The following is a 22,654-nucleotide window of genomic DNA, read 5'->3' on the forward strand; positions in this document are numbered from 1 at the left end:
GTCAAAGCAACATGGCAGTGCAAGCGAAAGCGGCCCGGATCCCGCGCCGTCCCGGCGAAGCTGCTGCCAAACCACGAAATGGACGGCAAAATCAATGGATTCAACTGATCTCGCAGCCCTATGACAGGCTGGTCCGGACGGCGGCAATTCCGTTGATCACGAACTGCACCGAATAAGCCGCGAGCAGCATGCCGAGGACGCGCGATATCACGGCATTGCCGGTGCGCCCCAGGGTGCGCGCGATCAGGTGGGCCGAGACGAAGCACAGCATGCAGATCAGGCAGACCGAGACGACGACCGCAATGATGATGGCGAGCTTCGCTCCGTAGCCGGCATCGCCCGACAGCAGCAGCGTGGTCGCGATCGCGCCGGGGCCGGCCATCATCGGGATGGCCAGGGGAAACACCGCGACGTCGGAAGCGTGCTCGGAGGTCGCCTTGTCGGCTTCTCGGGCCTCGCGATGCGGACGATCTCCGAAGATCATCTGGTAGGACACGCCGAACAGCAGCAGCCCGCCGGCGATCTGGAAGGCGGGGATGCCGATCCCGAGCTGGCGCAGCAGCCAGTTTCCGGCCAGCGCGATCACCACCAGGATCGAGGCCGCGATCAGCGGCGCGCGCAGCGCGATCGTGCGCTTGACCTTGTCGGGCATGCCGCCGGTGGCCGCAAGAAACGCCGGCGCGAGGCCGACCGGGTCGACCACCAGCAGCAGCGTCACGAAGGCGGATAAAGCGAAGTCGAGCATGTGGCGGTGTGGTCCTTGGACGCTGGAACGATGGCTGCCGGGCTGACTTAGCCCAGCGATGCCGCTTTGGAAATCACCGGAGAAGGCAATGAGCGACAGCGGAATTGGAACGCTCCTCGGCCAGCTCTCGGCCGATCTGCTCCGGCTCTGGTTCATCGGCGCCTTCGTGCTCGGTGGGGTCCTCGTCTATGGCGTGATGAAGGCCGGCCAGCTGCGCCGCGGCGAGCGGGCGCAGCTCGATCGCAACACCGCGGCACGGCAGCGCCAGGAAGATCCCTGCAAGCGTCCGACCTGAACGATCGCGCGCGCGTCGGTTGCAGTTTGGAACTTTCGTTCAGCAAGCGGCTTTGATCGCCAGAGGATTGAGGAAGGCGACGCCTTCCCGTGTGACCTCAAGAGGAGGACGTATGGCTAAACGAGCGAAGAAGCGCACCACCAAGAAGACCGCCGCGCGGCGACCGCGCCAGGCCCCCAAGATGCTCAGCGACCTGTTCCTGGAGACGCTGAAGGACATCTATTTTGCCGAGAACAAGATCATCAAGACCCTGCCGAAGATGGCCAAGGCCGCGCACTCGAAGGATCTGGCGGCGGCCTTCAACAAGCACCTGCGCGAGACCCAGGGCCAGGTCAAGCGTCTCGAGCAGATCTTCAAGATGCTGGGCAAGCCGGCACGGGGCAAGCCCTGCGAGGCGATCAACGGCATCACCGATGAAGGTGCCGAGATCATGAAGGACTTCAAGGGCGCGCCGGCGCTCGACGCGGGCCTGCTCGCGGCCGCCCAGGCTGTCGAGCACTACGAGATCTCCCGCTACGGCACGTTGCGCACCTGGGCCGAGGAGCTCGGCATGCAGGACGCGGCCAGGCTGCTTCAGGCGACGCTGGACGAGGAAGAGGCGACCGACCATACGCTGACCGAACTCGCCACCTCGGTGATCAACCTCGAGGCGGAGGAAGAATACCTCGCCGCGGCCTGACGCTGCGCGTTGACGATGACGAAACGCCGCGGCCATGCCGCGGCGTTGCCGTTTGGGCCCGTGGCGCGACATTTGTTTTGGATCGCACGACGGCGCATGGCACATCGGCGCCAGAGCACTGGATTTCCCTGGAACCAGTCCCATATGCAGGCTTTCCCACCCCAGAGCCCCCAACATGCAACCCAAAAATCCCCTCGACTGGATGCTGTCCGAAGCCCTGGACTCGCTGACCCGCGCCGATCGGCTGCGCCAGCAATTCGGCCGCCAGGAAGCCTGCTGGGAGCCGCCGATCGACGTGCTGGAAACCGAGCACGAGCTCCTGATCCTGGTCGCGCTCCCCGGCGTCAATCCCGACAATGTCGAGACGGTCATTCATGACGGCGTGCTCGTCATCTCCGGTCGGCGCACCCTTCCGCCGGAGCTCCGCAACGCCCGCATCCACCGGCTCGAGCTGCCGCAGGGGCGTTTTGAGCGCCGCATTGCATTACCCCTCGGCCGCTACGCCATCAGCCGTTTCGTGATGGACGGCTGCGTCGCTCTGCGCCTCGCCAAATCCTGAGGTCGATCATGGCCACCGAACAGATGAACAACGAACAGACCAATAACGACGTGAAGATCCCCGACGACGCGCTGATCATCATCCCCGTGCGGGAGATGGTGCTGTTCCCCGGCGCCATCGCGCCGATCACGATCGGCCGGGCGAAGTCCATCGCCGCCGCGCAGCAGGCGCTGCGCGAGCAGCGGCCGATCGGCATCGTCCTGCAACGCAGCCGCGAGACCGAGGAGCCCGGACCGGACGACCTCTACCGGGTCGCCACCATCGCCAACATCGTGCGCTACATCACCGCGCCCGATGGCACCCACCACATCGTCTGCCAGGGCGTGCAGCGCGCGCGCATCCTCGACTTCCTGCCGGGGACGCCGTTCCCCGTTGCGCGCTTCCAGCAGATCCCCGAGCCGACCACGACCTCGCCCGAGATCGAGGCGCGCGCGCTGAACCTGCAGCGCCAGGCCATCGAGGCGATCGAGCTGCTGCCGCAGGCGCCGCCCGAGCTGGTTGCGATGTTCCAGAGCACCAGCGCGCCCGGCGCGCTGGCGGATCTGGCGACCTCGTTCATGGACATCAGGCCGCAGGACAAGCAGGAGGTCTTGGAGACCATCGACCTCGCCCTGCGCGTCGAGAAGGTATCGAAGCACCTGGCCGAGCGGCTGGAGGTGCTGCGCATCTCCAACGAGATCGGCCAGCAGACCAAGGCCTCTTTCGACGAGCGGCAGCGCGAGGCGATCCTGCGCGAGCAGATGGCGACGATCCAGCGCCAGCTCGGCGAAGGCGACGGCAAGGCGGCCGAGGTCGCGGAGCTGACCGCCGCGATCGCCAAGGCCAACATGCCACCCGAGGCGGACGCGCACGCCAGGAAGGAGCTGCGCCGCTATGAGCGCATGCCCGAGGCCGCCGGCGAAGCCGGCATGGTCCGCACCTATCTCGACTGGCTGATCGAACTGCCCTGGGCGCTGCCCGCGGAGAAGCCCATCGACATCAAGGAGGCGCGAGCCATCCTGGATGCCGACCATTTCGGCCTGGAGAAGATCAAGACCCGGATCATCGAATATCTGGCGGTGCGCAAGCTGGCGCCGCAGGGCAAGGCCCCGATCCTGTGCTTCGTCGGCCCGCCCGGCGTCGGCAAGACCTCGCTCGGCCAATCCATCGCGCGTGCGATGGATCGCCCCTTCGTGCGCGTCAGTCTGGGCGGCGTGCATGACGAGGCCGAGATCCGCGGCCACCGGCGCACCTATATCGGTGCGCTGCCCGGCAACATCATCCAGGGCATCAAGAAGGCGGGCGCAAGGAACTGCGTCATGATGCTGGACGAGATCGACAAGATGGGCCGCGGCGTGCAGGGCGATCCCTCGGCTGCGATGCTGGAAGTACTCGACCCCGAGCAGAACGGGACGTTCCGGGACAATTACCTCGGCGTGCCCTTCGACCTGTCGCGCGTGGTGTTCATCGCGACCGCCAACATGCTGGACCAGATCCCGGGCCCGCTGCTGGACCGCATGGAGCTGATCAGCCTCGCCGGCTACACCGAGGACGAGAAGCTGGAGATCGCGCAGCGCTATCTGGTGCGGCGGCAGCTGGAGGCCAACGGCCTCACAGCCGAGCAGGCCGAGATCGAGCCGGACGCGCTGAAGCTGGTGGTCAAGGGCTACACCCGCGAGGCCGGCGTGCGTAACCTCGAGCGCGAGATCGGCAAGCTGTTCCGCCATGCCGCGGTGCAGGTCGCCGAAGGCACGGCTGCGAAGGTCGTGGTGACGGCGAAGGACATCGCCACCATGCTCGGCCAGCCGCGCTTCGAAGGCGAGATCGCGCAGCGCACCAGCATTCCGGGCGTGGCCACCGGCCTTGCCTGGACGCCTGTCGGCGGCGACATCCTGTTCATCGAGGCTTCGCGCGTGCCCGGCAAGGGCGGGATGATCCTGACCGGCCAGCTCGGCGACGTCATGCGCGAGAGCGTGCAGGCGGCACTGACGCTGGTGAAGAGCAAGGCCTCGCAGCTCGGCATCGACCCGCAAGCGTTCGAGAAGAGCGACATCCACGTTCACGTGCCGGCGGGGGCGACCCCGAAGGACGGACCGAGCGCGGGCGTTGCGATGTTCACGGCGCTGACGTCCCTGCTCACCAATCGCACGGTGAGGAGCGACACGGCGATGACCGGCGAGATCTCGCTGCGCGGCCTGGTGCTGCCGGTCGGCGGCATCAAGGAGAAGGTGGTGGCTGCGGCCGCCGCCGGGTTGAAGCGGGTGATGCTGCCGGCGCGCAACAAGCGGGACTACGACGACATCCCGAAGAGCGCACGGGACAACCTCGAATTCATCTGGCTGGAGCGCGTCGACGAAGCCATCGCCGCGGCGCTCGAGCCCCATGTCGATGCGAAGGTCGAAGCGGCGGAGTGAATGCGATGAAGAAACTGCTGGAAGAAGCGAACAGATCGCGGAAGACACAGCGGCTGCGCCAGCTGCTCGGTCGTGCCGTCGATCGGGTGCGCGATGCGCTCGCAGGACCTGAGCCGCGGCTTCAGCCGGTCCCGATCCGGGTGAAGCGCCGCAAGGGTTGAGCCCTCCGTCTCAGGCCCTCGCGGCTGCCCCAAACAAAAGGCCCCCTCTACCCGAGGGGGCCTTTGCGTCGTTAGCCCACGGCGTCCTTGGCCGCCTTGACCGGGCGGGCGCGGACGATCTTGCGGGCCGGCTTGGCCTTGAACATCATCTCTTCGCCCGTGAACGGGTTGGTGCCCTTGCGAGCCTTGGTCGCGGGCTTCTTGATGACCACGAACTTGGCGAAGCCCGGCACCAGGAACAGGCCGTTCTTCTTGAGCTCCTTGTGACCGACGTCGGTCAGCGTCTCCATGACGTTCTTGACGTCGCGCTTGGAAAGCTCTGTGGCGGTCGCAATCTTTTCGATCAATTGCGATTTGGACATTTGGGTTGCCATCGTGTCTCCTCTGATTCGTGACGGCTGCATATTAGACCAACCGGCGAAGGCCTATAGCCTTCTGCACAGTTTTGTCGCGATTTTACGGGCTTTTTGCCCCGCTGTGACAAAAAACCCTGCATTTTAGCCACTTCCAGTGCGGAAGGAGCCTTGAGCAGCGGATTTTGCCTTGTTTCAAAGGCCCGCACGACATCTTGCTAGAACTGATTCGCCGTTTTCGACAAGCGACGACCGGCCTCTTTCTGAAAGGCCGGTCGTGTTTCACCCTGAAAAATAAGGGTCGGAGCGCATGTCGCGGTCTTCCTCCCCGTAAAAACAGGGAGAAAGCGAGGTGGCGATCGGCTAGACGCGCTCGATGATGATGGCGGGCGCCATGCCGCCGGCGGCGCACATGGTGACGAGACCACGCTTGAGATCGCGCCGTTCGAGCTCGTCGAGCACGGTGCCGATCAGGATCGAGCCGGTGGCGCCGATGGGATGACCGAGCGCGATCGAGCCGCCGTTGACGTTGACCTTGGCGCGGTCGAGCTTGAGGTCGCGGATATATTTTTCCGCCACCACCGCAAACGCCTCGTTGATTTCGAACAGGTCGATGTCGTCGATGGTGAGCCCGGCCTTCGCCAGCACCTTGCGCGTCGCCGGCACCGGCGCGTTCAGCATCAGGGTCGGCGAGTCCCCCATGTTCGCCATCGCCACCACGCGGGCGCGGGCTTTGAGGCCGTGCGCCTTGGCATAAGCGGGCGAGGCCAGGAGGATCGCGGCGGCGCCGTCGACGACGCCGGACGAATTGCCGGCGTGGTGCACGAAGTCGATCTCGAGATCGGGATATTTCTGCAGGATCAGGCCGCGATAGGTGGTGCCCTTGTCGTCGAGCGCGTAGTCGGCAATTGCCGGGAATGCCGGCTTCAGGCTGCTCAGTCCCTCCATCGTGGTCTGCGGCCGCGGATACTCCTCGTGGTCGAGCGCGAGGCTGCCGTCCTCGCGGTGAACAGGCACGAGGCTCTTCTTGAAGTACCCGTTCGCCATCGCATGCGCGGCACGCTTCTGGCTCTCCAGCCCGAGCGCGTCGACATCCCTTCGGCTGATGCCTTCCATGGTCGCGATCGCGTCGGCGCAGACGCCCTGATGCGACTGCGGATGCGTGGCGCGCAGGTGCAGATTGCCGTTGTCCATCATCATCGGGCCCGAGCCACGGCGCCCTTCCATCGACATCATCTCGCAGCCGCCGGCGATGACGAGATCTTCCGCGCCCGCCATGATCGAGGATGCCGCCATGTTGACGCTGGTGATGCCGCTTCCGCAGAACCGGTCGAGCGTCACGGCGCTGGCGCGCACGTCGTAGCCGGCATCGAGCGCCGACATCCGGCCGAGATCGCCGCTTTGGGTCGCGACCTGCGCGCTGCAGCCCCAGACGATGTCGTCGACATCGGCGGTGTCGATGCCGGTGCGGTCCGCGAGCGCGCGCAGCACGGTGGCGCCGAGCTGCTGCGGATGAATGCCGGAGAGTGCTCCCTTGCCGGCCTTGCCGACGCCGCGCGGGGTCCGGCAGGCATCGATGATCAGCGCGTCAGCCATGGGCGTTGTCCTCTTGTTATGTGCGTTGAGGACGGTTTTGAAGAAGGGGGCGAGTTGAGTCAATGCGCGAGGCTCAAGCCTTTCCTCCGATTTTCCGCCGCGCGGTTGGTCATGGAAGCCGCTACGCCCCCGCCGCGTTGTTCGCGATCACGTTGCGATAGAAGCTGGCGCTGAGTTTGGGCGTACGCACCTGGGTGTCGAAATTGACGTGGTACAGCCCGAAACGCTTGTTCAAGCCATACACCCACTCGAAATTGTCCATCAGGCTCCAGAGGAAATAGCCGCGCACCGGCACGCCCTCGGCGGTGGCCCGCTGCAACTGGGCGAGGTAGTTGCGCAGGTACATGATGCGGTCGGTGTCGTAGATCTTGCCGTCGGGCGTGACGACGTCATCGCCGGAGGCGCCGTTCTCGCTGATGTAGATCGCATCGGTCTTCCAGATCTTGGCCGCCAGCTTCGGCACCCAATAGATCGTCTCGGGCCCGACGCGTAGCCAGTCCGAGTTCATGTGCGGAAACGATTTCGGGATCGGCAGCGGCATGAAACCCGCGCCCTGGTCGGTGGCCACCACATAGTTCTGCGGCGCGTAGATGTTGAGGCCGAGGAAATCGACCGGCGAAGAGATGATCTTCAGCTCCGCATCGGTGTATTTGGGCGCGTTGGGCCCGGCGAATTTCAGGAAGGCGTCGGTGTAGCGGCCCGTCATGATGACGTTGAGATAGCCGGCGTTCATCTCGCGCAGCGCGATCTCGGCGGCCCGCACATTCTCCGGCGTGTCGATCGCCGGCAGACAGGCGTCGACGTTCTCGGCCGGGCCCACTCTGGTGCCGCGCCGGCCATGGGCGCGCACTGCCTGCACCGCGAGCCCATGCGCCAGCGCGCTGTTGTGCCTGATCTGGTTGACCTCGGCCTGCGGCAGCGTCAGGCCGGGCGCGTCGATGCCGATGCCGTAGCCGAAATAGACGAAGCGGCCACTCTCGTTCAGCGTGAACACGTTCCTGACGCGGTCGGTCAGACGACCGGCGACATAGGCGGCGTAATCACCGAATATCTTGCAGGTCTCGGTCGAGCGCCAGCCGCCAAAGCGATCCTGGAGCGATTGCGGCAGGTCCCAGTGATAGAGCGTCAGCCACGGCTCGATGCCGTTCTTCAGGAGCTCGTCGACCAGCCGGTTGTAGAAGTCGAGCCCCTTCGGGTTGGGCTTGCCGTCGCCGTCCGGGAACAGCCGCGGCCAGGCCACCGAGAAGCGGTAGGCCTTGCAGCCGAGCGCCTTGATGAGCGCGATGTCCTCCTTGTAGCGGTGATAGTGCTCATTGGCGCGGTCGCCCGTGGTGCCGTCCTCGATCTTGCCGGGGATGCGCACGAACTTGTCCCAGATCGAGGCCCCTCGCCCGTCCTCGTTGACCGCGCCCTCGACCTGATAGGACGACGTCGCCGTGCCCCAGACGAAGCCCGCCGGAAAGCCCCCTCCCCTGCGCGGCTGCGATGCCGGCCGGGCCTCGGCCGCATGGAGCGAGGCGGTCAGACCGGCTGCAGACAGCCCCGCGAGTTTCGCGAGCCGGCGACGCGAGACCTTGTCCGACATTGATGCAGCTCCTCTTCCGACCTGTTGCGGCCGCACAATGGCGAGTCCAGGGCAGTTTGAGAAGCGGGCGAGCCGAGGGCTGAGCGTGCAGAATCGCCGGACGTGGCAAATTGCCCTCCCTGGATCCGTGAGCTCTCAGTCGCACGCTCGGGATGTGTGGCGGATCTTGTAGAGGACGAAGCGCCCGGACCCATCCAATTCCTCCAGCAGGTCTGGCAGCGGGTTCGCCGTCGCAGGGCCGACCAGATAGAGATAGTCGTAATCCCGATACCAGGTACGGACGGCAGCGGTTTCTTCGGGCTCGGTCGTTCTTTCTTCGGCGATGGCACGGAGCAGGCGTATCGGCACGGGCCCCCCATTGGGGACGGCGAGGCGGCGGAGTTCGGCGCGCACTTGAATCGGCTGCTTGCCGGTCTCGGTGAACAGGTTCGACACGAATGCATTTGCGTAGTGCACGGCGAGCGTCGGCGCATAGTACACCGGGAACCGGGTGAGATCCTGGAACGGCGGATCCTCGCCTTCAGCGCTGGTCCCGATCAGAATCCTCGAACCACGATCGACATGCTCAAAGGATTCGATGACGGCCGAATATTCCAGACGGTAGGAGAGCCAGACATCGAGCACCAGGCCTAGATTCGCGAGCGTGATGCCACCGACAATCACAAGCGCAGCCATCGTCCACCGTCGGCCTGGCAGCGACAGCGAGCAGAAGGCCGGAAGGATCAAGGCGACTGCAGGCAGAACCCGGATATCCGCAAACGCCGTGTCAAACAGCCGCGGCGGAAGCGCAAGATAGAGCAGCGCGAAGCCGGTTGCGATCCAGATTCCGGCAGGTGCCAGCTTCAGCATGCTGCATCTGGCGGCGACGTATAATGCTGCCATCAGCACGATCGCACACGCCCCCGAGACGGCCATGCTGTAGCCGTTCATGATGAAGAACGGCCAGAGCAGCTTGTGGTCAAGACTCCAAAAGGTCCTCTCGCTTCCGACGGACCCGGCGGTCAACCGCATGATGACCAACGACGCGACGGCCGGTGTTGCGAGCGTCAAGAACCGGAGTGCGACGTCTCGCGCAGGACACTTTCGGTCGAAGGCGCGCCACAGCTCATGGAGCCCGAGCGTCGCGCCGTAGACCCCCAAGGCGAAGAGATGCGACGCAAACAGCAGCACGACGAAAGCTGCGTTGACACCGAAACGCACGGGCGCCGGTTGATCGCCAACGGCCAGATAGGCGGCGATGCCGCAAAGGGCGATGCCGAGGCCGCATTCGAAATTGATGAACCCCCAAGGAAAATGGAAGACAGTAGAGCAACATGAGCGCCGCGAAACCGGCGAGATGAACGCGCCGCTTCACGACCCATTCGAGCGCAAGCGCGCCGCCGACGATCGGGATCTGGCTGACGAGAAGAAACAGCCGGGTTGCGGTCTCGGTGCCGAAAAGCCGCGCCATCCGCGGGACCACCAGGTCCATCGCCAGGTTCGGATAGAAGGCCCACGCCGCCTCATAATATGGATTGGCATCGGTGGCGCCCATCTCGCTCAGAAGATACATGCGGGCGAGATGGTTGACGTAATCCCCCATCGCCGGAATGGGAACAAGCAGCGTCGGGAGAAGCGAGCCGACGGCGAGCAGGGCGAACACGACGGTCGCAACCAATTGATCCGAGCGAGTGCCGCGCGCGACGAAATCTTCTGCGGTCAGGGGAGCCGGCACATTCACGCAAATGCTCCGGGCGCTGGAACCCGGCAGGGTTGTTGTTATCGTTCAGAACCATTTGCGATAGAGTCTTCTAACAACCCGTTAATCGGTTGTGCAACCGAACGAAATCTACCCGAAGAAGAGCGTCGGGGCTGATGGCGATTTGAACTTGGAGTTCCAGGGACGAACACAGGGCACGTTCGTGCGAAGGGGACGCCTCAACCGCGAAAATGCATCGCGGCGCTTGAAACCCGCCTCGCCCTGCAGTTGCGCGTGAGACCAACGCGGTCTTGCCGGGCTCACCGCGTGCGAGGCGGTGAGCGCAAGGCGGCAGCGGAGCTGGGAGCTCGCCCGTCGCGGGCCGGGCTCGTCGCCGGCTGGATGCCAGTTCGAGGCGATCGTGCGCCTGGCGCCATTTTCCCCGGTCAGCGCGAGCGCTTCGGCAACTTTGGCAGCTTGCCGGGCTTGAACGGCGGACGCGGCTCGACGCGCGCCGGCGATTGCTGTTCGGTGAGAATAAGCGTTCCCTGGAGAATCATTCCCGGCACTTGTGGTGCCTTCGCGGTGTAGGTCGCGATCTTGCCGGGGCAGTTCCCCTCGATGTCCAAGGTGAGCTCGTCTTCCACGCCGAACACCGTTGCACGCCCGTCGGTATGGCGCTTGGTCGACACGGTGGCGGTGAAGCGGTCTCCGTCGACCTGACAAGAGCCGTGATATGTCATCAGGCTGTCGCGGCCCCAGATCTGTCCGTCTGCAACGTGGACGATCCCGGTGCCCTGGTCGAGCGGCGTCTTGTACCACGCCGCATATGTGCCGTCCTTCAGCATGGGAGCAGTCTCCCTTGGCCATTCCCGCGCGATCATCCGCATGATTAGCGCTAAGAAAGCGTTAATCGCGCGGCCCGTGCCAATCCGGCCTGTCCTTGCGCAGCTCGGCTTCAAGCTCCTCGACGATGCCGTGAAGCAGGCACGCGGCAAGCGGATCAGTCACCTCCCGTTCCAGGCGCCGATAGCGCGCGATCTGGCATTCCTGTTCTCTCAACCGGTGCTCTGTCATCAGACGGGCCCTCCAGCAAACCGACGCACAGACTGCCGAACAGTTTCGTTAAAATTTTCAGATCATTCGCCATGGTTGCTGATCGGTAAACCCGCGTGGAACTTCCCCCGCTAGGGCCAAATGTCCAAACAGCCCCTCTCCCTCTAGCCAGACAAGCGCAGCCAGACATCCTTGCTTGCCAACGTGCCATTCGGCGTGGCGATCTCCATGTCCACGACGTGCAAGGAGCCGGGCTCTTTTCCATAGATGTATTTGAGGTGCCACATGAGGCCGAGGTCCGGTGAAATGACGAAGTCATCCAGTCCGTCGGTAATGGCCTTGATGGCCTCGCGGTGCGTCAAGGGGGCGGAAAACATTGCATCGATCAGGTTGGCGAGGCTCATGCCCTCGACGAGCATGAGGCGGGCGACTTCGTCGCCATAAACATGTCGGAGCGCTGCAACGATAGCGGCGACGGCATCCGGATTCTTCAACGACACGGCAAAGCGAGCCTCCGGCCGTATGATGCCGGAAGCGGGATATTTTGCGCAAGCCGTCCGCGCGAGGCGGTGGGGGCTCTCCACGCCGGCGCAGCCGGCTGCGCCTTCGCGCCTAGAACGTCACCCGCATCCCCGCATAGAACGCACGCGGCCGCGCCGGGCTCAGCGAGCGTGGGTCGGTGAAGTCGTTGCCGCCGTTGGTGAAGTTCGGCAAGGCTCCGCGATCGAAGAACTGTCCGTAGGTCGCGTAGCGCTTGTCGAAGATATTGTCGATCTTGCCATAGAGCTGGATGTTCTTCGCCACCTGGTAGGAGGTGTGGAGATTGAACACCGTATAGGACGGCAGTTTCGCGAACTGGTTCGACTCGTCCCCGACCAGATACTGGCTGGAGACGAACAGCGCGTTGCCGCCGACCTTCCAGACGTCGGTGACGGCATAGTCGATGCCGACCTTGACGCGATGGCGGGGGATCGCGGGGAGCTGGTTGCCGGGCGAGACCTGGATGTTGCCGTCGCCATCGGCGAACGGGCTGTTCGAGCCGATGGTCAACGCGTCCAGGAAACGCGCGTCGACGAAGGAATAGCTCGCCTGGAACTGAAACGTCGGCGACTTGATGTTGACTTCGGCCTCCAACCCCTGCCGCCGCGTCCGTCCGACGTTGGAGAAATAGCCGAAGCCGGTCCGCCCCGGGACGGGAATGGCGACGATGTCGTCGTAATTGGTGGCGCGGAAGCCGCCGATCTTCCAGCCGAGCGTGCCGATGTTCAACTCCTTGGTGCCGCGAAAGCCCGCCTCCACGGTCTTGGACACCACCTGCTTGAGCGGCGGGTCGGAGACCAGAAACGCCGCGATCAGGCAGGGCCTCGCGGGATCGGAGCAGCCGAGCTCCAGCGGAGTCGGCACGCGGTTGGCCTCGGAATAGCCGGCATAGCCGGTCAGCTCCGGCGTGATCTTGTAGGTGCCGCCGATCACCGGATTGAAACGCGTGAAGGTGTGATCGCCATTGAGATCGGTCCCGAGCTGATCCTCCAGCGAGATGCGCGCCACGTTGAAACGGCCGCCGCCGGTGATGGCGAAAGCATCCGTGACGTTGAACGTGTCCATCGCGTAGAGGCCGTTATATTGGTTGACGGTCCGGAGCGAGACGGGACCGGTGAAGCCGGTCGCATCCGTACCGGTCGGCCCCAGGAAGGCGCCGCTGCCGCTGACAACGTAATTTTCTCCCATCGCGCCGACCTCGGCGGTGGCGTTGTAGCGCGTGACGCTGGCGTCATAGCTCGTGCCCATCACGAAGCGGTTGTCGTGGCCGAACAGTTGATCGGTGTTGGTGGCCTGCCCCGATACGCCGAAGCTGGTGGAACGGATCGTGCTGCGGTCGATCTCGCCGAGGATGGTTCCGAGCGGATAGGGATTGACGAGCTGCGCGCCGTCGGTGCCGTTGGCCGGCGTCGTATCGTCGCCGAAGCACAAGAGGCCCAGGGCGGCGCATTCCTGCACGTCGGTCGGATTGCCGTCGACGAGCTTCTGTTCGTACCTGCGCACATGCGCGGCGCCTTCGAGCGTCCAGGTCGGCGTCGCATCGACCTTGCCGGTCAGGTTGAGATAGCCGACGCGGTTCGACGTCGTCTGCGGCGTGGTGTAGGTCGCACCCCAATATTTGTCGAGCAGTTCGGCCGGAACGGTGGCACTGGCGCCGAAATCGTTCTTGGCAACGCCCATATTGGCGTGGAATTCGCTGTCGCCCGCCTTGTAGCCGACATCGCCGTAGAAGCGACGCACGGTCGATTGCGAGAAGTTGCGGAAGCCGTTGTCGCGCAGGCCTTCGAGCGCGGCATAGACGCCGAAATTCTTGTCGACCTGCTTGCCCCATTGCGCCGAGCCCTGGACGCGGCCGAACGAGCCGCCCATCACGTCGATCTCCGCGCCCTGATAGGTGAAGCCGTCCTTCATTTGCAGGTTGATGGCGCCGCCCAGCGCGTTGAGGCCGAAGGCGGGATTGTTGGTCACCAGCGTCACCGATCTGATCGCGGCGGTCGGGATCAGGTCCCAGTTGACGGCATCCGAGAAGGCTTCGTTGATACGGACGCCGTTCTGATACACCGCGAGGCCCTGCGGCGTGCCCGTCACCGGCGAAGCGACGAAGCCGCGGAATTCGACATCCGGCTGGAACGGATTGCCGGTGACCTCGGTGATGTTGACGCCGGCGATGTTGTCGCGCAGCGCGTCGGTGACGTTCAGCGAGCCGGTCCGCTTGATCTGATTGGCATCGACGGCGTTGATCGACGAGGCGACCTTGTCGACATCGAGACCCCGGCCGGTGCCCGGCGAGGTCGGGTAGACGTAAAGCCTTGTCCTCGGCGCGGCGGACGACGCGGCCCCGATACGGGCGACCGGCCGCGTCGGCGCGACCCGTCGCGCCACCGACGGCGGCGGCGCCGCCACCTCGACCGGCGGCAGGTTCTGGACGTTGGTCTCCTCGTCCGGCGCCGCTGCGGCGGGACTCACGAAAACCATCCCGGACACCAGCCCTGATGACACCGAGGCCATCAACAAACGACGCTTGAACGAAAGAACCTTGCCCATCCCCGCCTTCCCATCCGTAACCACCGGCTGTTTTGATGTCCGCCGTTTGGTTGAGACGAGTGTATTCGGCGGTCGCAATCCCGCCAGCCACAAAAGGTCGGGCAATATCCGCTCCCGTTTTCCCGACCAAATCGGGAATTATTCCCGATCGTTTCGGGAGCGATCAGGCGGCCGCGGTCGGAACCAGCGCCTCGACGGTCAAGCCGCCGGCTCCGGAGACGACGTTGAGCGTGCCGCCCAGCGCCAGAATCCGCTCGCGCATGCCGACGAGGCCGAAGCCGAGCTTCTGGTCCGGCTCCATGCCGCGGCCATTGTCGCTGACCCGCACGCGGGCGCAGACGCGGCCATCGTGAGCCATCTGCTCCGCCGGCTCGATGACGACATTGACCGAGGTCGCGCCAGCGTGGCGGAACACGTTGGTGAGGGCTTCCTGCACGATGCGGTAGATGGTGAGATCGGCGGTCTCGCCGGTGACCCCAAGCGACGGCGAGATCGTGGTCTCGATCGCGACGTCGGGATGCGATTCCCGCCACAGCCGCGACAGCGATTCCAGCGCCTGGCGCAGGCCGAACTCGGCGAGGCCGACGGGACGCAGGCGCTCCAGCACGCGGCGGTTGAACTGCTGCAGCGCGTTGATCTGCTCCAGCATGGCGCTGCCATGCTTTCGCACGGCCTCCGCACTGGGAACGCGCCCATCCGCCTGCTTCGCCAGCGCGCCGGCATGCGCGCGCAGCGAGAACAGATACGGCCCGAACTCGTCGTGGAGCTCGCGCGCGATCTCCTTGCGCTCGATGTCCTGGAGCGACACCGCCCGCTCGGCGAGGCGCCGCTTGTCCTCGACCGCCTCGTGAAGCGTTGCCGCGAGGTGATTGAGCTTGGTGCAGATCACCGCGAGCTCCGGCGCACCGCCCGGCGTGACACGGGCCTCGTAATGTCCGCCCTCGAGCCTGCCCATTGCCTCCGCCAGCGACTGCAGCGGCGCCAATGCCCGGCCGACCACATTCATCATCAGGAAGAACAGCGCCAGCGCGATCACCGAGCCGACCTCGAGCTGGGTCACGATACCGTCCCAGATCTCGGCGATCTCGTCGTCCGGATGCGAGGTGATCAGGAGCGAGCCGGGCCTGCCATGGATCGAGACAGGCACGCTCACCGCGGTCTGCTCGGGATGAACCAGGCTGACGAACCAGGCTGGCGGCCCGTGCGTGTCGGCCTCGCCGTCGAGCCGGGGCGGCGTCTGAGGATTGCCGCCGGCATTCCGGAGCGTGATGCTGACATGGCGCAGACGGCTGAGGTCGCGCGCGATCTGGTTCAGCCTGGCATCCGGATCGGGCGCCTCGTTGAGATCAGCCACGATCATCTCGATGAATTCGCGCGCGAGGCGGATCACGCTCTGGTCCTCGGCCTGCACGCGGGGACCTGCCTCCGCGACCTGGCGGCCGATATTGACGGCGAGCCCCAGCGCCAGCAGCAGCGCCAGCAAGAGGTTGATGCGCCCGCGCAAGGATAGATTTTGCCACATTGGTGTCGCCCGTGCCTCGCGAAGCCTCGCCCGCCTCTGCCTGATGACGTTGACAGGGACGAAGCGGCGGATATCTAATCGGAAGCGTACAGCAATCCCGGCCGGGCGCGAAACAGGCCGACGCTGTCACAAGGAAACGCCAATGCGCATTCTGATTGTCGACGATCATCCCATTGTCGCCTCCGGCTGCCGTGCCGTGCTGGCCGACGAGGGCGAGATCGAGATTCTGGAGGCCGCCGACGCCGAGGACGGCGAGTGCATCTTCATCGTCGAACGCCCCGACCTCTGCATCATCGACATCAATCTGCCGACCGTCTCCGGCTTCGAGCTCGCACGCCGCATCCTCGAGCGCGCGCCCGAGGCCCGCATCATCATGTTCAGCATGAACGACGACCCGGCCTTTGCCGCGCGCGCGATCGAATGCGGCGCCAAGGGCTACGTCTCCAAGACCGGCGACCCCGACGACCTCGTCGAGGCGATCCGCGCCGTCGGCGGCGGCGGCACCTATTTGCCCACGGCGATCGCGCGCAGCATCGCCTTCGCGGGGCCGACGCTGGCGCAAAGCCCATTGTCGAAGCTGAACGCGCGCGAGATGGAGATCCTGCGGCTGCTCAGCGCCGGAAAGAGCCTGTCCGAGATCGCCTGGCTGGTGCAATCGTCGTACAAGACGGTCGCCAACACCTCGTCCATCATGCGCCAGAAGCTCGGAGTGAAGACCTCGGTCGAGCTGGTGCGGCTGGCGATCGACAGCGGTGTCGCCTGACGGGCAGCTGCCACAAATTCGGTCACACAAGCGTTGCAATGTTGATGTGGTTGAATGCCACTGGAGCTTAGGGCATGACGATTCAGACTGTCTCGACCAATAAATCCTACGGCGGCGTGCAGGGTGTCTATCGCCACGCCAGCCAGGCGACCGGAACCGACATGGTGTTCTCGGTCTACGTTCCCCCGCATGCCGACGGCGCCAAGCTGCCCGTGGTCTGGTATCTGTCCGGCCTCACCTGCACTCACGCCAACGTCACCGAGAAGGGCGAATTCCGCAAGGCTTGCGCCGAGCTCGGCCTGATCTTCGTCGCACCCGACACCTCCCCGCGCGGACCCGACGTGCCGGGCGACCCCAACAATGCCTATGATTTTGGCCTCGGGGCCGGCTTCTATGTCGACGCGACGCAGGAGCCCTTCGCGCGCAATTACCGGATGTGGAGCTATGTCACCGACGAACTGCCCAAGCTCGTGGCGGGACATTTTCCCGTCGACGCCAAGCGGCAGTCGATCATGGGCCATTCGATGGGCGGCCATGGCGCGCTGACGGTGGCACTGCGTAACCCGCATCGCTATCGCGCCGCGAGCGCGTTCGCGCCGATCGTGGCCCCCTCGGTCGTGCCCTGGGGAATCAAGGCGCTGACCGGCTATCTCGGACCGAACAAGGACGCCTGGCGCAGCCACGACACCGTGGCGCTGATCGAGGACGGGGCGAAGTTCTCCAGCTTTCTGGTCGATGTCGGCGAGGCCGACAATTTCCTGAAAGAGCAGCTCAAGCCCGAGCTGCTCGAAACTGCCTGCAGCAAAGCAGGCATCCCGCTGACCCTGCGGCGTCAGCCGGGCTACGACCACAGCTACTACTTCATCTCCACCTTCATGGGCGATCATCTGCACTGGCATGCGGAGAAGTTGAAGGGGTGATGCTTTCTCTTACCCTCCCCTGGAGGGGGAGGGTCGCTACGCATGAAGCGAAGCGCAATGCGTAGCGGGGTGGGGTGATCTCTCCACGCGGACACCGCCTCAAAGGAGAGACCGTCACCCCACCCCGCTCGCGCTTCGCGCGATCGACCCTCCCCCTCCAGGGGAGGGTAGAGAGCCCTACTCCCGCTTGCCGTAATTCGGCGCCAGCAAGCGGTTGCGGATCAGATAGCTCATCGTGCGGGTCCAGGCTTCATCCGTGTTGCCGCGCATGTCGGCGCTCGCAGCCATGATCATGGCGCCGGTCTTCACATCGCGCAGATAGATGTTGAGGTTGATGATCAGGTTCGAGACCTTCTGCACCATGCCGGTGATCTCAAGGTCTGCGCCCAGTTGCCCGGCGAGCTTGAGATCGCAGCCGCCGCAGGCCTGTAAGTTCGCGTGGCGGGCCGCGTCCCTGACCGGCGCGATGTCGAGCACCTGGAACTTGCCGGACTCCCTCAGTTCCTTGCGCAGCTGCTCGCTGATGAGCACGAGCCGCGCCTCTTCGGGCCGGGAGCCGTAGAACTCGCCCGGCAGGCTGGTATCGATCAGCTCGAAATCGAACACGGCGAGCTTCGGCGGATCGGCGCGCGCAAGCGACGGCGTCAACAGCAAAGCGGCGATCACCATCAATGCTCGCATGATCGTGATTCCGCCTCTCGCGCGCGCGGGGACGAAATGCGGGGTTGCATGCCCTGACAAATTGGTCATGCTTGAAGCAGAGACAATTCTCCACCTGCGGTCAAGCCGGGGGGATCGCTCGGAGGAAACATGATCCGATGGTTGGCCGGTCTGATCGGCTTCGGTCTTGCTGCGACGAGCGCGCTCGCGGCGGAGCCAGCCCTGATCGGCGTCGGCTATCTCGGCGTCGCCGGCACCCGATCGACGCTGTCGCTGGTCGAGCAACCGGCCGAGAATGACGGCGTCGCCGGCGCGCGGCTCGCCATCGAGGACAACAACACCACCGGAAGATTCCTGGGCCAGCGCTTCGTGCTGGAAGAGCGCCGCATCAGGGAGGGTGAGGACGTCGTCCAGGCCGCGACCGCGCTCGCGGAGAAGAACAGCTTCATCATCACCGACCTGCCCGCCGATGCGCTGCTGAAAGTCTCGGACGCCTTGCGCGACCGCGGCGCGCTGCTGTTCAATGCGGGAGCGATCGACGAGCGGCTGCGCGAGGCCGATTGCCGCGCCAACGTCATCCACACCGCGCCAACGCGCGCGATGCTGGCCGATGCGCTCGGCCAATACCTGGTGTGGAAGAAGTGGTCGCGCTGGCTGCTCGTGGTCGGCTCGCATGACGAGGACAGACTGTTTGCGGACGCGCTCCGGCGCACCGCCACCCGGTTTGGCGCCAAGATCGTGCAGGAGAAGACTTTCGAGGACAAGGGCGGCGCCCGCCGTACCGATAGCGGCGTGACGCTGATACAGCGTCAGATGCCGGTGTTCACGCAAGGCGCGCCGGCTTACGACGTGCTGGTTGCCGCCGACGAGAGCGAGGTGTTCGGCGCCTACCTGCCCTATCGCACCTGGGACCCCCGGCCCGTGGCCGGCTCGGCCGGGCTGGTGCCGCGCAGCTGGGACGCGGCGCAGGACCAATGGGGCGCGATCCAGATGCAGAACCGCTTCATGAAGCTCAATTCACGGCGCATGACCGCGCTCGACATGCAGGCATGGACCGCCGCCCGCATGATCGGCGAGGCCACCTCGCGCACCAATTCCGGCGACGTCAAGAAGGTGACGGACTTCATCAAGGGCCCGGACTTCTCGGTCGCCGCCTTCAAGGGCACGCGGCTGACGCTGCGCGACTGGAATCTCCAGCTGCGCCAGCCGATCCTCCTGGTCGACGGCCGCATGGTGGTGTCGGTGTCGCCGCAGGAGGGATTTCTGCACCAGGTCTCCGAGCTCGACACGCTCGGCTATGATCGTCCGGAGAGCAAATGCAAGCTGAAGTGAGGACGCAGATGTTGCGCATGTGGCGTGTGGGGCTTCTCTCCGGGCTGGCGCTCGCGGCTGCGCCCGCGCACGCGTTCATCGCCTATGTCTCGAACGAGAAGAGCAATACGGTGTCGGTGATCGACACCGACAGCTGGACGGTGACCAAGACCATCAAGGTCGGCCAGCGCCCGCGCGGCATCGACTTCACGCGCGACGGCAAGTTCGTGATGGTCGCGGTCGGCGACGACGACACCATCCAGATGATCGACGCGAAGACGCAAGGAGTGGTGGACAGCCTGCCCTCCGGCCCCGACCCCGAGCTGTTCGCCCAGGATGCGGCGGGAAAAATTCTCTATGTTGCCAACGAGAACGACAATACGGTCACCGTGATCGACCTGGAGAAGCGCGCCCGGCTCGGCGACATCCAGGTCGGCGTCGAGCCCGAGGGCATGACCATCAGCCCCGACGGCAAGACGCTGATCAACACGTCGGAAACGACCAACATGGCGCATTTCATCGACACGTCGTCGCGCCAGATCGTCGCCAACGTGCTGGTCGACGCCCGGCCGCGCTTTGCCGAGTTCAAGCACGATGCTTCCGAAGTGTGGGTCTCCTCCGAGATCGGAGGCACCGTCTCGATCATCGATCCCGGAAAGCACGAGGTCATCGGCAAGGTCAATTTCGAGATCCCGGGCCTGCGGAAGGAGGCGATCCAGCCTGTCGGCATCGGCATGACCAAGGACGACAAAACCGCCTTCGTCGCGCTCGGGCCGGCCAACCGCATTGCCGTCGTCGATGTCGCCTCGCGCAAGGTGACGAAATATCTGCTGGTCGGGCAGCGGGTCTGGCACATGGCGTTCACGCCGGATGAAAAATATCTGCTGACCACCAACGGGGTCTCGAACGACGTCTCGGTGATCGATGTCGCCGCGCAGAAGGTGATCAAGACCATCCAGGTTGGCGAATTGCCCTGGGGCATCGCGATCGCGCCATGACCAGTCCTGCTCCGATCCCCGACCCGCGCGAGGTGCCGAGACCCGATCCGGCCGCGGTGCCGGCGCTATCGATCGACGGCGTCAGTCATTCTTACGGATCGCGCCGGGCGTTGATCGACGTCTCTTTCAATGTGCAGCCGGCAAGCTTCACCGCCCTGCTCGGCCTCAACGGCGCCGGCAAGAGCACGCTGTTCTCGCTCATCACGCGCCTGTTCGGCATCCAGACCGGCCGGGTCGGCATTTTCGGCCATGACGTCAGCAAGAGGCCCGGCGAGGCGCTGCGGCTGCTCGGGGTCGTGTTCCAGCCGCGCACGCTCGATCTCGACCTGTCGCTGACGCAGAACCTACTCTATCACGCCGCCCTGCACGGCATCAGCCGCCGTGAGGCCGCTACGCGCAGCGCCGAGCTGCTCGGCCGCATCGGGCTTTCCGACCGCGCCGGCAGCAAGGTGCGCGATCTCTCGGGCGGCCAGATGCGGCGGCTGGAGATCGCCCGCGCACTGCTGCACCGGCCGCGACTGCTGCTGCTCGACGAGCCCACCGTCGGGCTCGACGTCAAGGCGCGCGCCGACATCATCAGCCAGGTCCGCCGGCTCGTGACCGAGCAAGGCATCGGCGTGCTCTGGGCCACGCATCTGTTCGACGAGATCATGCCCAGTGACGACCTCGTGGTGCTGCATCAGGGCCAGGTGCTGGCGCAGGGGCCGATGAGCCGGGTCGTCACCGAAGCAGGCGCGCAGGACGTCAACACCGCCTTCATGCGCCTCACCGGCGCGCAAACCATGCCGGGAGGCGGCGCATGAGCAGCATCACGACACGCGAGGCGCCGCGCGGCTTCTCGGTGCAGGAGTACCTGACCTGCCTCACGGGCATCGTCTGGCGCGAGGGACTGCGCTTCCTGCATCAGCGCGAGCGGTTCGTCTCGGCGCTGGTGCGGCCGCTGGTCTGGCTGTTCATCTTCGCTGCCGGCTTCCGCCAGGTGCTCGGCATCTCGATCATCCCACCCTACGAGACCTACATCCTCTACGAGGTCTATATCGCGCCGGGGTTGATGGCGATGATCCAGCTGTTCAACGGCATGCAGTCCTCGCTGTCGATGGTCTACGACCGCGAGATGGGCAACATGCGTACGCTCTTGGTGAGCCCGCTGCCGCGCGGCTTCCTGCTGTTCTGCAAGCTGCTGGCGGGCACCGCGGTGTCCCTGCTCCAGGTCTATGCGTTCCTGCTGATCGCCTGGTTCTGGGACATCACCCCGCCGCCGTCGGGCTATCTCACCGTGCTGCCGGCGCTGATCCTGTCCGGGCTGATGCTGGGCTCGCTCGGCATGCTGATCTCCTCCGGCATCAAGCAGCTGGAAAACTTCGCCGGCGTCATGAATTTCGTCATCTTCCCGATGTTCTTCGCCTCGTCCGCACTCTATCCGCTCTGGCGGGTGCAGGAGGGCAGCCCTTACCTGTACTATCTCTGCGAGGCCAATCCGTTCACCCACGCGGTCGAGCTGATCCGTTTTGCACTCTACGGGCAGATCAACTGGATCTCGCTGGCGGTGGTAGCAAGCTGCACAATCGTCTTCATGATCGGCGCGATTTGGGCCTATGATCCCTCGCGCGGGCTGGCGCGACGGGGGCCGGCAGGAGGCGAAGGATGAAGGTTCTGGTGATGGCCGTTGTGGCGCTCGCGCTGTCGGGCACGGCCGCCCGCGCGGCCGATCCGCGCTATCCCAACTGGCCCTGCACGCAAGCCAAGGTGCCAGAGATTTCGCTCGCCGCGGTGTGGGCCGGTCCTGCGCTCGACGACGCCGAGACCAAATGGAAGAACGATGCGAAGATCACCGCGCTGGTGGCAAAATTGTCGGCACGCAAGACGTCGATGGACGAGGCCGAAAAGTCGGTGAAGGATTTCCTGGCCTCCTCCACCGACAAGACCACCAACGCAAAATTGCTGTTCGCCGGCCTGTTCGACACGCTCAACGCCCAGCGTTCCCAGGTCATGAACGGGCTCGAACGGGTCAGCCGCAAGCAGCGCGAAGCCGCCGACAAGATCCGCGAGGAGACAATTCAGCTCCAGGCGCTTCAGGGTGCGACGCCGCGTGATGAGGCCAAGGTCGAGGCGCTCGGCAACGAGCTGATCTGGAAGACCCGCATATTCGAGGATCGCAACAAGGTGGTGCGGTTCGTCTGCGAGGTTCCCACCACGATCGACCAACGCCTGTTCGCGCTCGGCCGCGTGATCCAGCAGGAGATGGAATAGCGTTCGTCTCGCCGACGGCTCCCGACAGGTTCCCGGATCGGCCCGG

Annotated in this window: 24 protein-coding genes; 12 read left to right on the forward strand and 12 right to left on the reverse strand. The window is 65.0% G+C overall.

Translation table 11 applies throughout. The annotated features are described in order from the left end of the window. Positions 1 to 118: 118 nt before the first annotated feature. Positions 119 to 745, reverse strand: a complete 627-nt coding sequence (locus TSA1_RS05385; protein WP_100175434.1) for a MarC family protein — start codon at positions 743 to 745, stop codon at positions 119 to 121. Between the two features lie 88 nt (positions 746 to 833). Here TSA1_RS05385 and TSA1_RS05390 point away from each other — a divergent pair, with 88 nt between their 5' ends. The 5 genes from TSA1_RS05390 to TSA1_RS39560 all read left to right on the forward strand — a co-directional run bounded on the left by TSA1_RS05390 (position 834) and on the right by TSA1_RS39560 (position 4,832). Further along, a complete protein-coding gene (locus tag TSA1_RS05390; RefSeq protein WP_100175435.1) occupies positions 834 to 1,040 on the forward strand; it encodes a F0F1 ATP synthase subunit B family protein in 207 nt (68 codons plus the stop codon). Between the two features lie 112 nt (positions 1,041 to 1,152). Beyond that, positions 1,153 to 1,719 (forward strand): YciE/YciF ferroxidase family protein, encoded by a 567-nt coding sequence (locus TSA1_RS05395; RefSeq protein WP_100175436.1) that lies wholly within the window; start codon positions 1,153 to 1,155, stop codon positions 1,717 to 1,719. Positions 1,720 to 1,894: 175 nt separating this feature from the next. Further along, positions 1,895 to 2,278: an Hsp20/alpha crystallin family protein gene (locus TSA1_RS05400; protein ID WP_100175437.1), complete on the forward strand. Its 384-nt coding sequence runs from the start codon at positions 1,895 to 1,897 to the stop codon at positions 2,276 to 2,278. Positions 2,279 to 2,286: 8 nt separating this feature from the next. Next, positions 2,287 to 4,671 carry an endopeptidase La gene (gene lon, locus TSA1_RS05405; protein WP_100175438.1) on the forward strand — a complete coding sequence of 795 codons (2,385 nt, stop codon included), beginning with the start codon at positions 2,287 to 2,289 and terminating at the stop codon, positions 4,669 to 4,671. A gap of 5 nt (positions 4,672 to 4,676) precedes the next feature. Beyond that, a complete protein-coding gene (locus TSA1_RS39560) occupies positions 4,677 to 4,832 on the forward strand; it encodes a hypothetical protein (protein ID WP_174718766.1) in 156 nt (51 codons plus the stop codon). Positions 4,833 to 4,903: 71 nt separating this feature from the next. Here the strand turns inward: TSA1_RS39560 and TSA1_RS05410 are convergent, their stop codons facing one another. The 10 genes from TSA1_RS05410 to TSA1_RS05445 form a co-directional block, all read right to left on the reverse strand. After that, positions 4,904 to 5,206: an HU family DNA-binding protein gene (locus TSA1_RS05410; protein ID WP_025037698.1), complete on the reverse strand. Its 303-nt coding sequence runs from the start codon at positions 5,204 to 5,206 to the stop codon at positions 4,904 to 4,906. 342 nt (positions 5,207 to 5,548) lie between these two features. Continuing rightward, positions 5,549 to 6,781, reverse strand: coding sequence for an acetyl-CoA C-acetyltransferase (locus TSA1_RS05415; protein WP_100175439.1), 1,233 nt, complete (start codon positions 6,779 to 6,781; stop codon positions 5,549 to 5,551). 121 nt (positions 6,782 to 6,902) lie between these two features. Continuing rightward, the gene (locus TSA1_RS05420) at positions 6,903 to 8,366 is read right to left on the reverse strand and encodes a GH1 family beta-glucosidase (RefSeq protein ID WP_100175440.1); all 1,464 of its coding nucleotides are present in this window, start codon (positions 8,364 to 8,366) and stop codon (positions 6,903 to 6,905) included. A 135-nt stretch (positions 8,367 to 8,501) separates the two neighbouring features. Next, a complete protein-coding gene (locus tag TSA1_RS05425) occupies positions 8,502 to 9,536 on the reverse strand; it encodes a hypothetical protein (protein WP_347338506.1) in 1,035 nt (344 codons plus the stop codon). Continuing rightward, positions 9,472 to 10,086 carry a hypothetical protein gene (locus TSA1_RS41000; protein WP_347338507.1) on the reverse strand — a complete coding sequence of 205 codons (615 nt, stop codon included), beginning with the start codon at positions 10,084 to 10,086 and terminating at the stop codon, positions 9,472 to 9,474. The genes TSA1_RS05425 and TSA1_RS41000 overlap by 65 nt, the downstream gene beginning before the upstream one ends. A 404-nt stretch (positions 10,087 to 10,490) precedes the next feature. Further along, positions 10,491 to 10,892 carry a hypothetical protein gene (locus TSA1_RS05430; protein ID WP_174718767.1) on the reverse strand — a complete coding sequence of 134 codons (402 nt, stop codon included), beginning with the start codon at positions 10,890 to 10,892 and terminating at the stop codon, positions 10,491 to 10,493. Positions 10,893 to 10,953: 61 nt separating this feature from the next. Continuing rightward, entirely contained in the window at positions 10,954 to 11,121 is a 168-nt protein-coding gene (locus TSA1_RS39565; protein ID WP_174718768.1) for a hypothetical protein, read from the reverse strand. Positions 11,122 to 11,264: 143 nt separating this feature from the next. After that, positions 11,265 to 11,600, reverse strand: coding sequence for a hypothetical protein (locus tag TSA1_RS05435; protein WP_245448112.1), 336 nt, complete (start codon positions 11,598 to 11,600; stop codon positions 11,265 to 11,267). 112 nt (positions 11,601 to 11,712) lie between these two features. Continuing rightward, a complete protein-coding gene (locus TSA1_RS05440; protein WP_174718769.1) occupies positions 11,713 to 14,184 on the reverse strand; it encodes a TonB-dependent receptor in 2,472 nt (823 codons plus the stop codon). Positions 14,185 to 14,347: 163 nt separating this feature from the next. After that, on the reverse strand, positions 14,348 to 15,706 hold the full coding sequence (locus tag TSA1_RS05445; protein ID WP_174718770.1) for a histidine kinase: 1,359 nt from the start codon (positions 15,704 to 15,706) through the stop codon (positions 14,348 to 14,350). Between the two features lie 142 nt (positions 15,707 to 15,848). Here TSA1_RS05445 and TSA1_RS05450 point away from each other — a divergent pair, with 142 nt between their 5' ends. Both TSA1_RS05450 and fghA read left to right on the forward strand, forming a co-directional pair. Next, the gene (locus TSA1_RS05450) at positions 15,849 to 16,469 is read left to right on the forward strand and encodes a response regulator (RefSeq protein ID WP_100175444.1); all 621 of its coding nucleotides are present in this window, start codon (positions 15,849 to 15,851) and stop codon (positions 16,467 to 16,469) included. Positions 16,470 to 16,543: 74 nt separating this feature from the next. Then, positions 16,544 to 17,389: an S-formylglutathione hydrolase gene (gene fghA / locus TSA1_RS05455; RefSeq protein WP_100175445.1), complete on the forward strand. Its 846-nt coding sequence runs from the start codon at positions 16,544 to 16,546 to the stop codon at positions 17,387 to 17,389. 177 nt (positions 17,390 to 17,566) lie between these two features. Here the strand turns inward: fghA and TSA1_RS05460 are convergent, their stop codons facing one another. Beyond that, positions 17,567 to 18,070, reverse strand: a complete 504-nt coding sequence (locus TSA1_RS05460) for a DUF3280 domain-containing protein (protein WP_245448114.1) — start codon at positions 18,068 to 18,070, stop codon at positions 17,567 to 17,569. A gap of 129 nt (positions 18,071 to 18,199) precedes the next feature. Between TSA1_RS05460 and TSA1_RS05465 the strand changes: the two genes are divergently transcribed. The 5 genes from TSA1_RS05465 to TSA1_RS05485 are packed head-to-tail and all read left to right on the forward strand — an operon-like array spanning position 18,200 to position 22,608. Continuing rightward, on the forward strand, positions 18,200 to 19,381 hold the full coding sequence (locus TSA1_RS05465) for an ABC transporter substrate-binding protein (RefSeq protein WP_100175447.1): 1,182 nt from the start codon (positions 18,200 to 18,202) through the stop codon (positions 19,379 to 19,381). Positions 19,382 to 19,389: 8 nt separating this feature from the next. Beyond that, on the forward strand, positions 19,390 to 20,358 hold the full coding sequence (locus tag TSA1_RS05470; RefSeq protein WP_174719278.1) for a YVTN family beta-propeller repeat protein: 969 nt from the start codon (positions 19,390 to 19,392) through the stop codon (positions 20,356 to 20,358). After that, the gene (locus TSA1_RS05475) at positions 20,355 to 21,161 is read left to right on the forward strand and encodes an ABC transporter ATP-binding protein (protein ID WP_100175449.1); all 807 of its coding nucleotides are present in this window, start codon (positions 20,355 to 20,357) and stop codon (positions 21,159 to 21,161) included. The genes TSA1_RS05470 and TSA1_RS05475 overlap by 4 nt, the downstream gene beginning before the upstream one ends. Next, positions 21,158 to 22,006, forward strand: a complete 849-nt coding sequence (locus TSA1_RS05480) for an ABC transporter permease (protein WP_100175450.1) — start codon at positions 21,158 to 21,160, stop codon at positions 22,004 to 22,006. The genes TSA1_RS05475 and TSA1_RS05480 overlap by 4 nt, the downstream gene beginning before the upstream one ends. Continuing rightward, positions 22,003 to 22,608 carry a BAR domain-containing protein gene (locus TSA1_RS05485; RefSeq protein ID WP_100175451.1) on the forward strand — a complete coding sequence of 202 codons (606 nt, stop codon included), beginning with the start codon at positions 22,003 to 22,005 and terminating at the stop codon, positions 22,606 to 22,608. The genes TSA1_RS05480 and TSA1_RS05485 overlap by 4 nt, the downstream gene beginning before the upstream one ends. Positions 22,609 to 22,654 lie beyond the last annotated feature (46 nt).

Source organism: Bradyrhizobium nitroreducens (genome assembly GCF_002776695.1).
Lineage (GTDB): Bacteria > Pseudomonadota > Alphaproteobacteria > Rhizobiales > Xanthobacteraceae > Bradyrhizobium > Bradyrhizobium nitroreducens.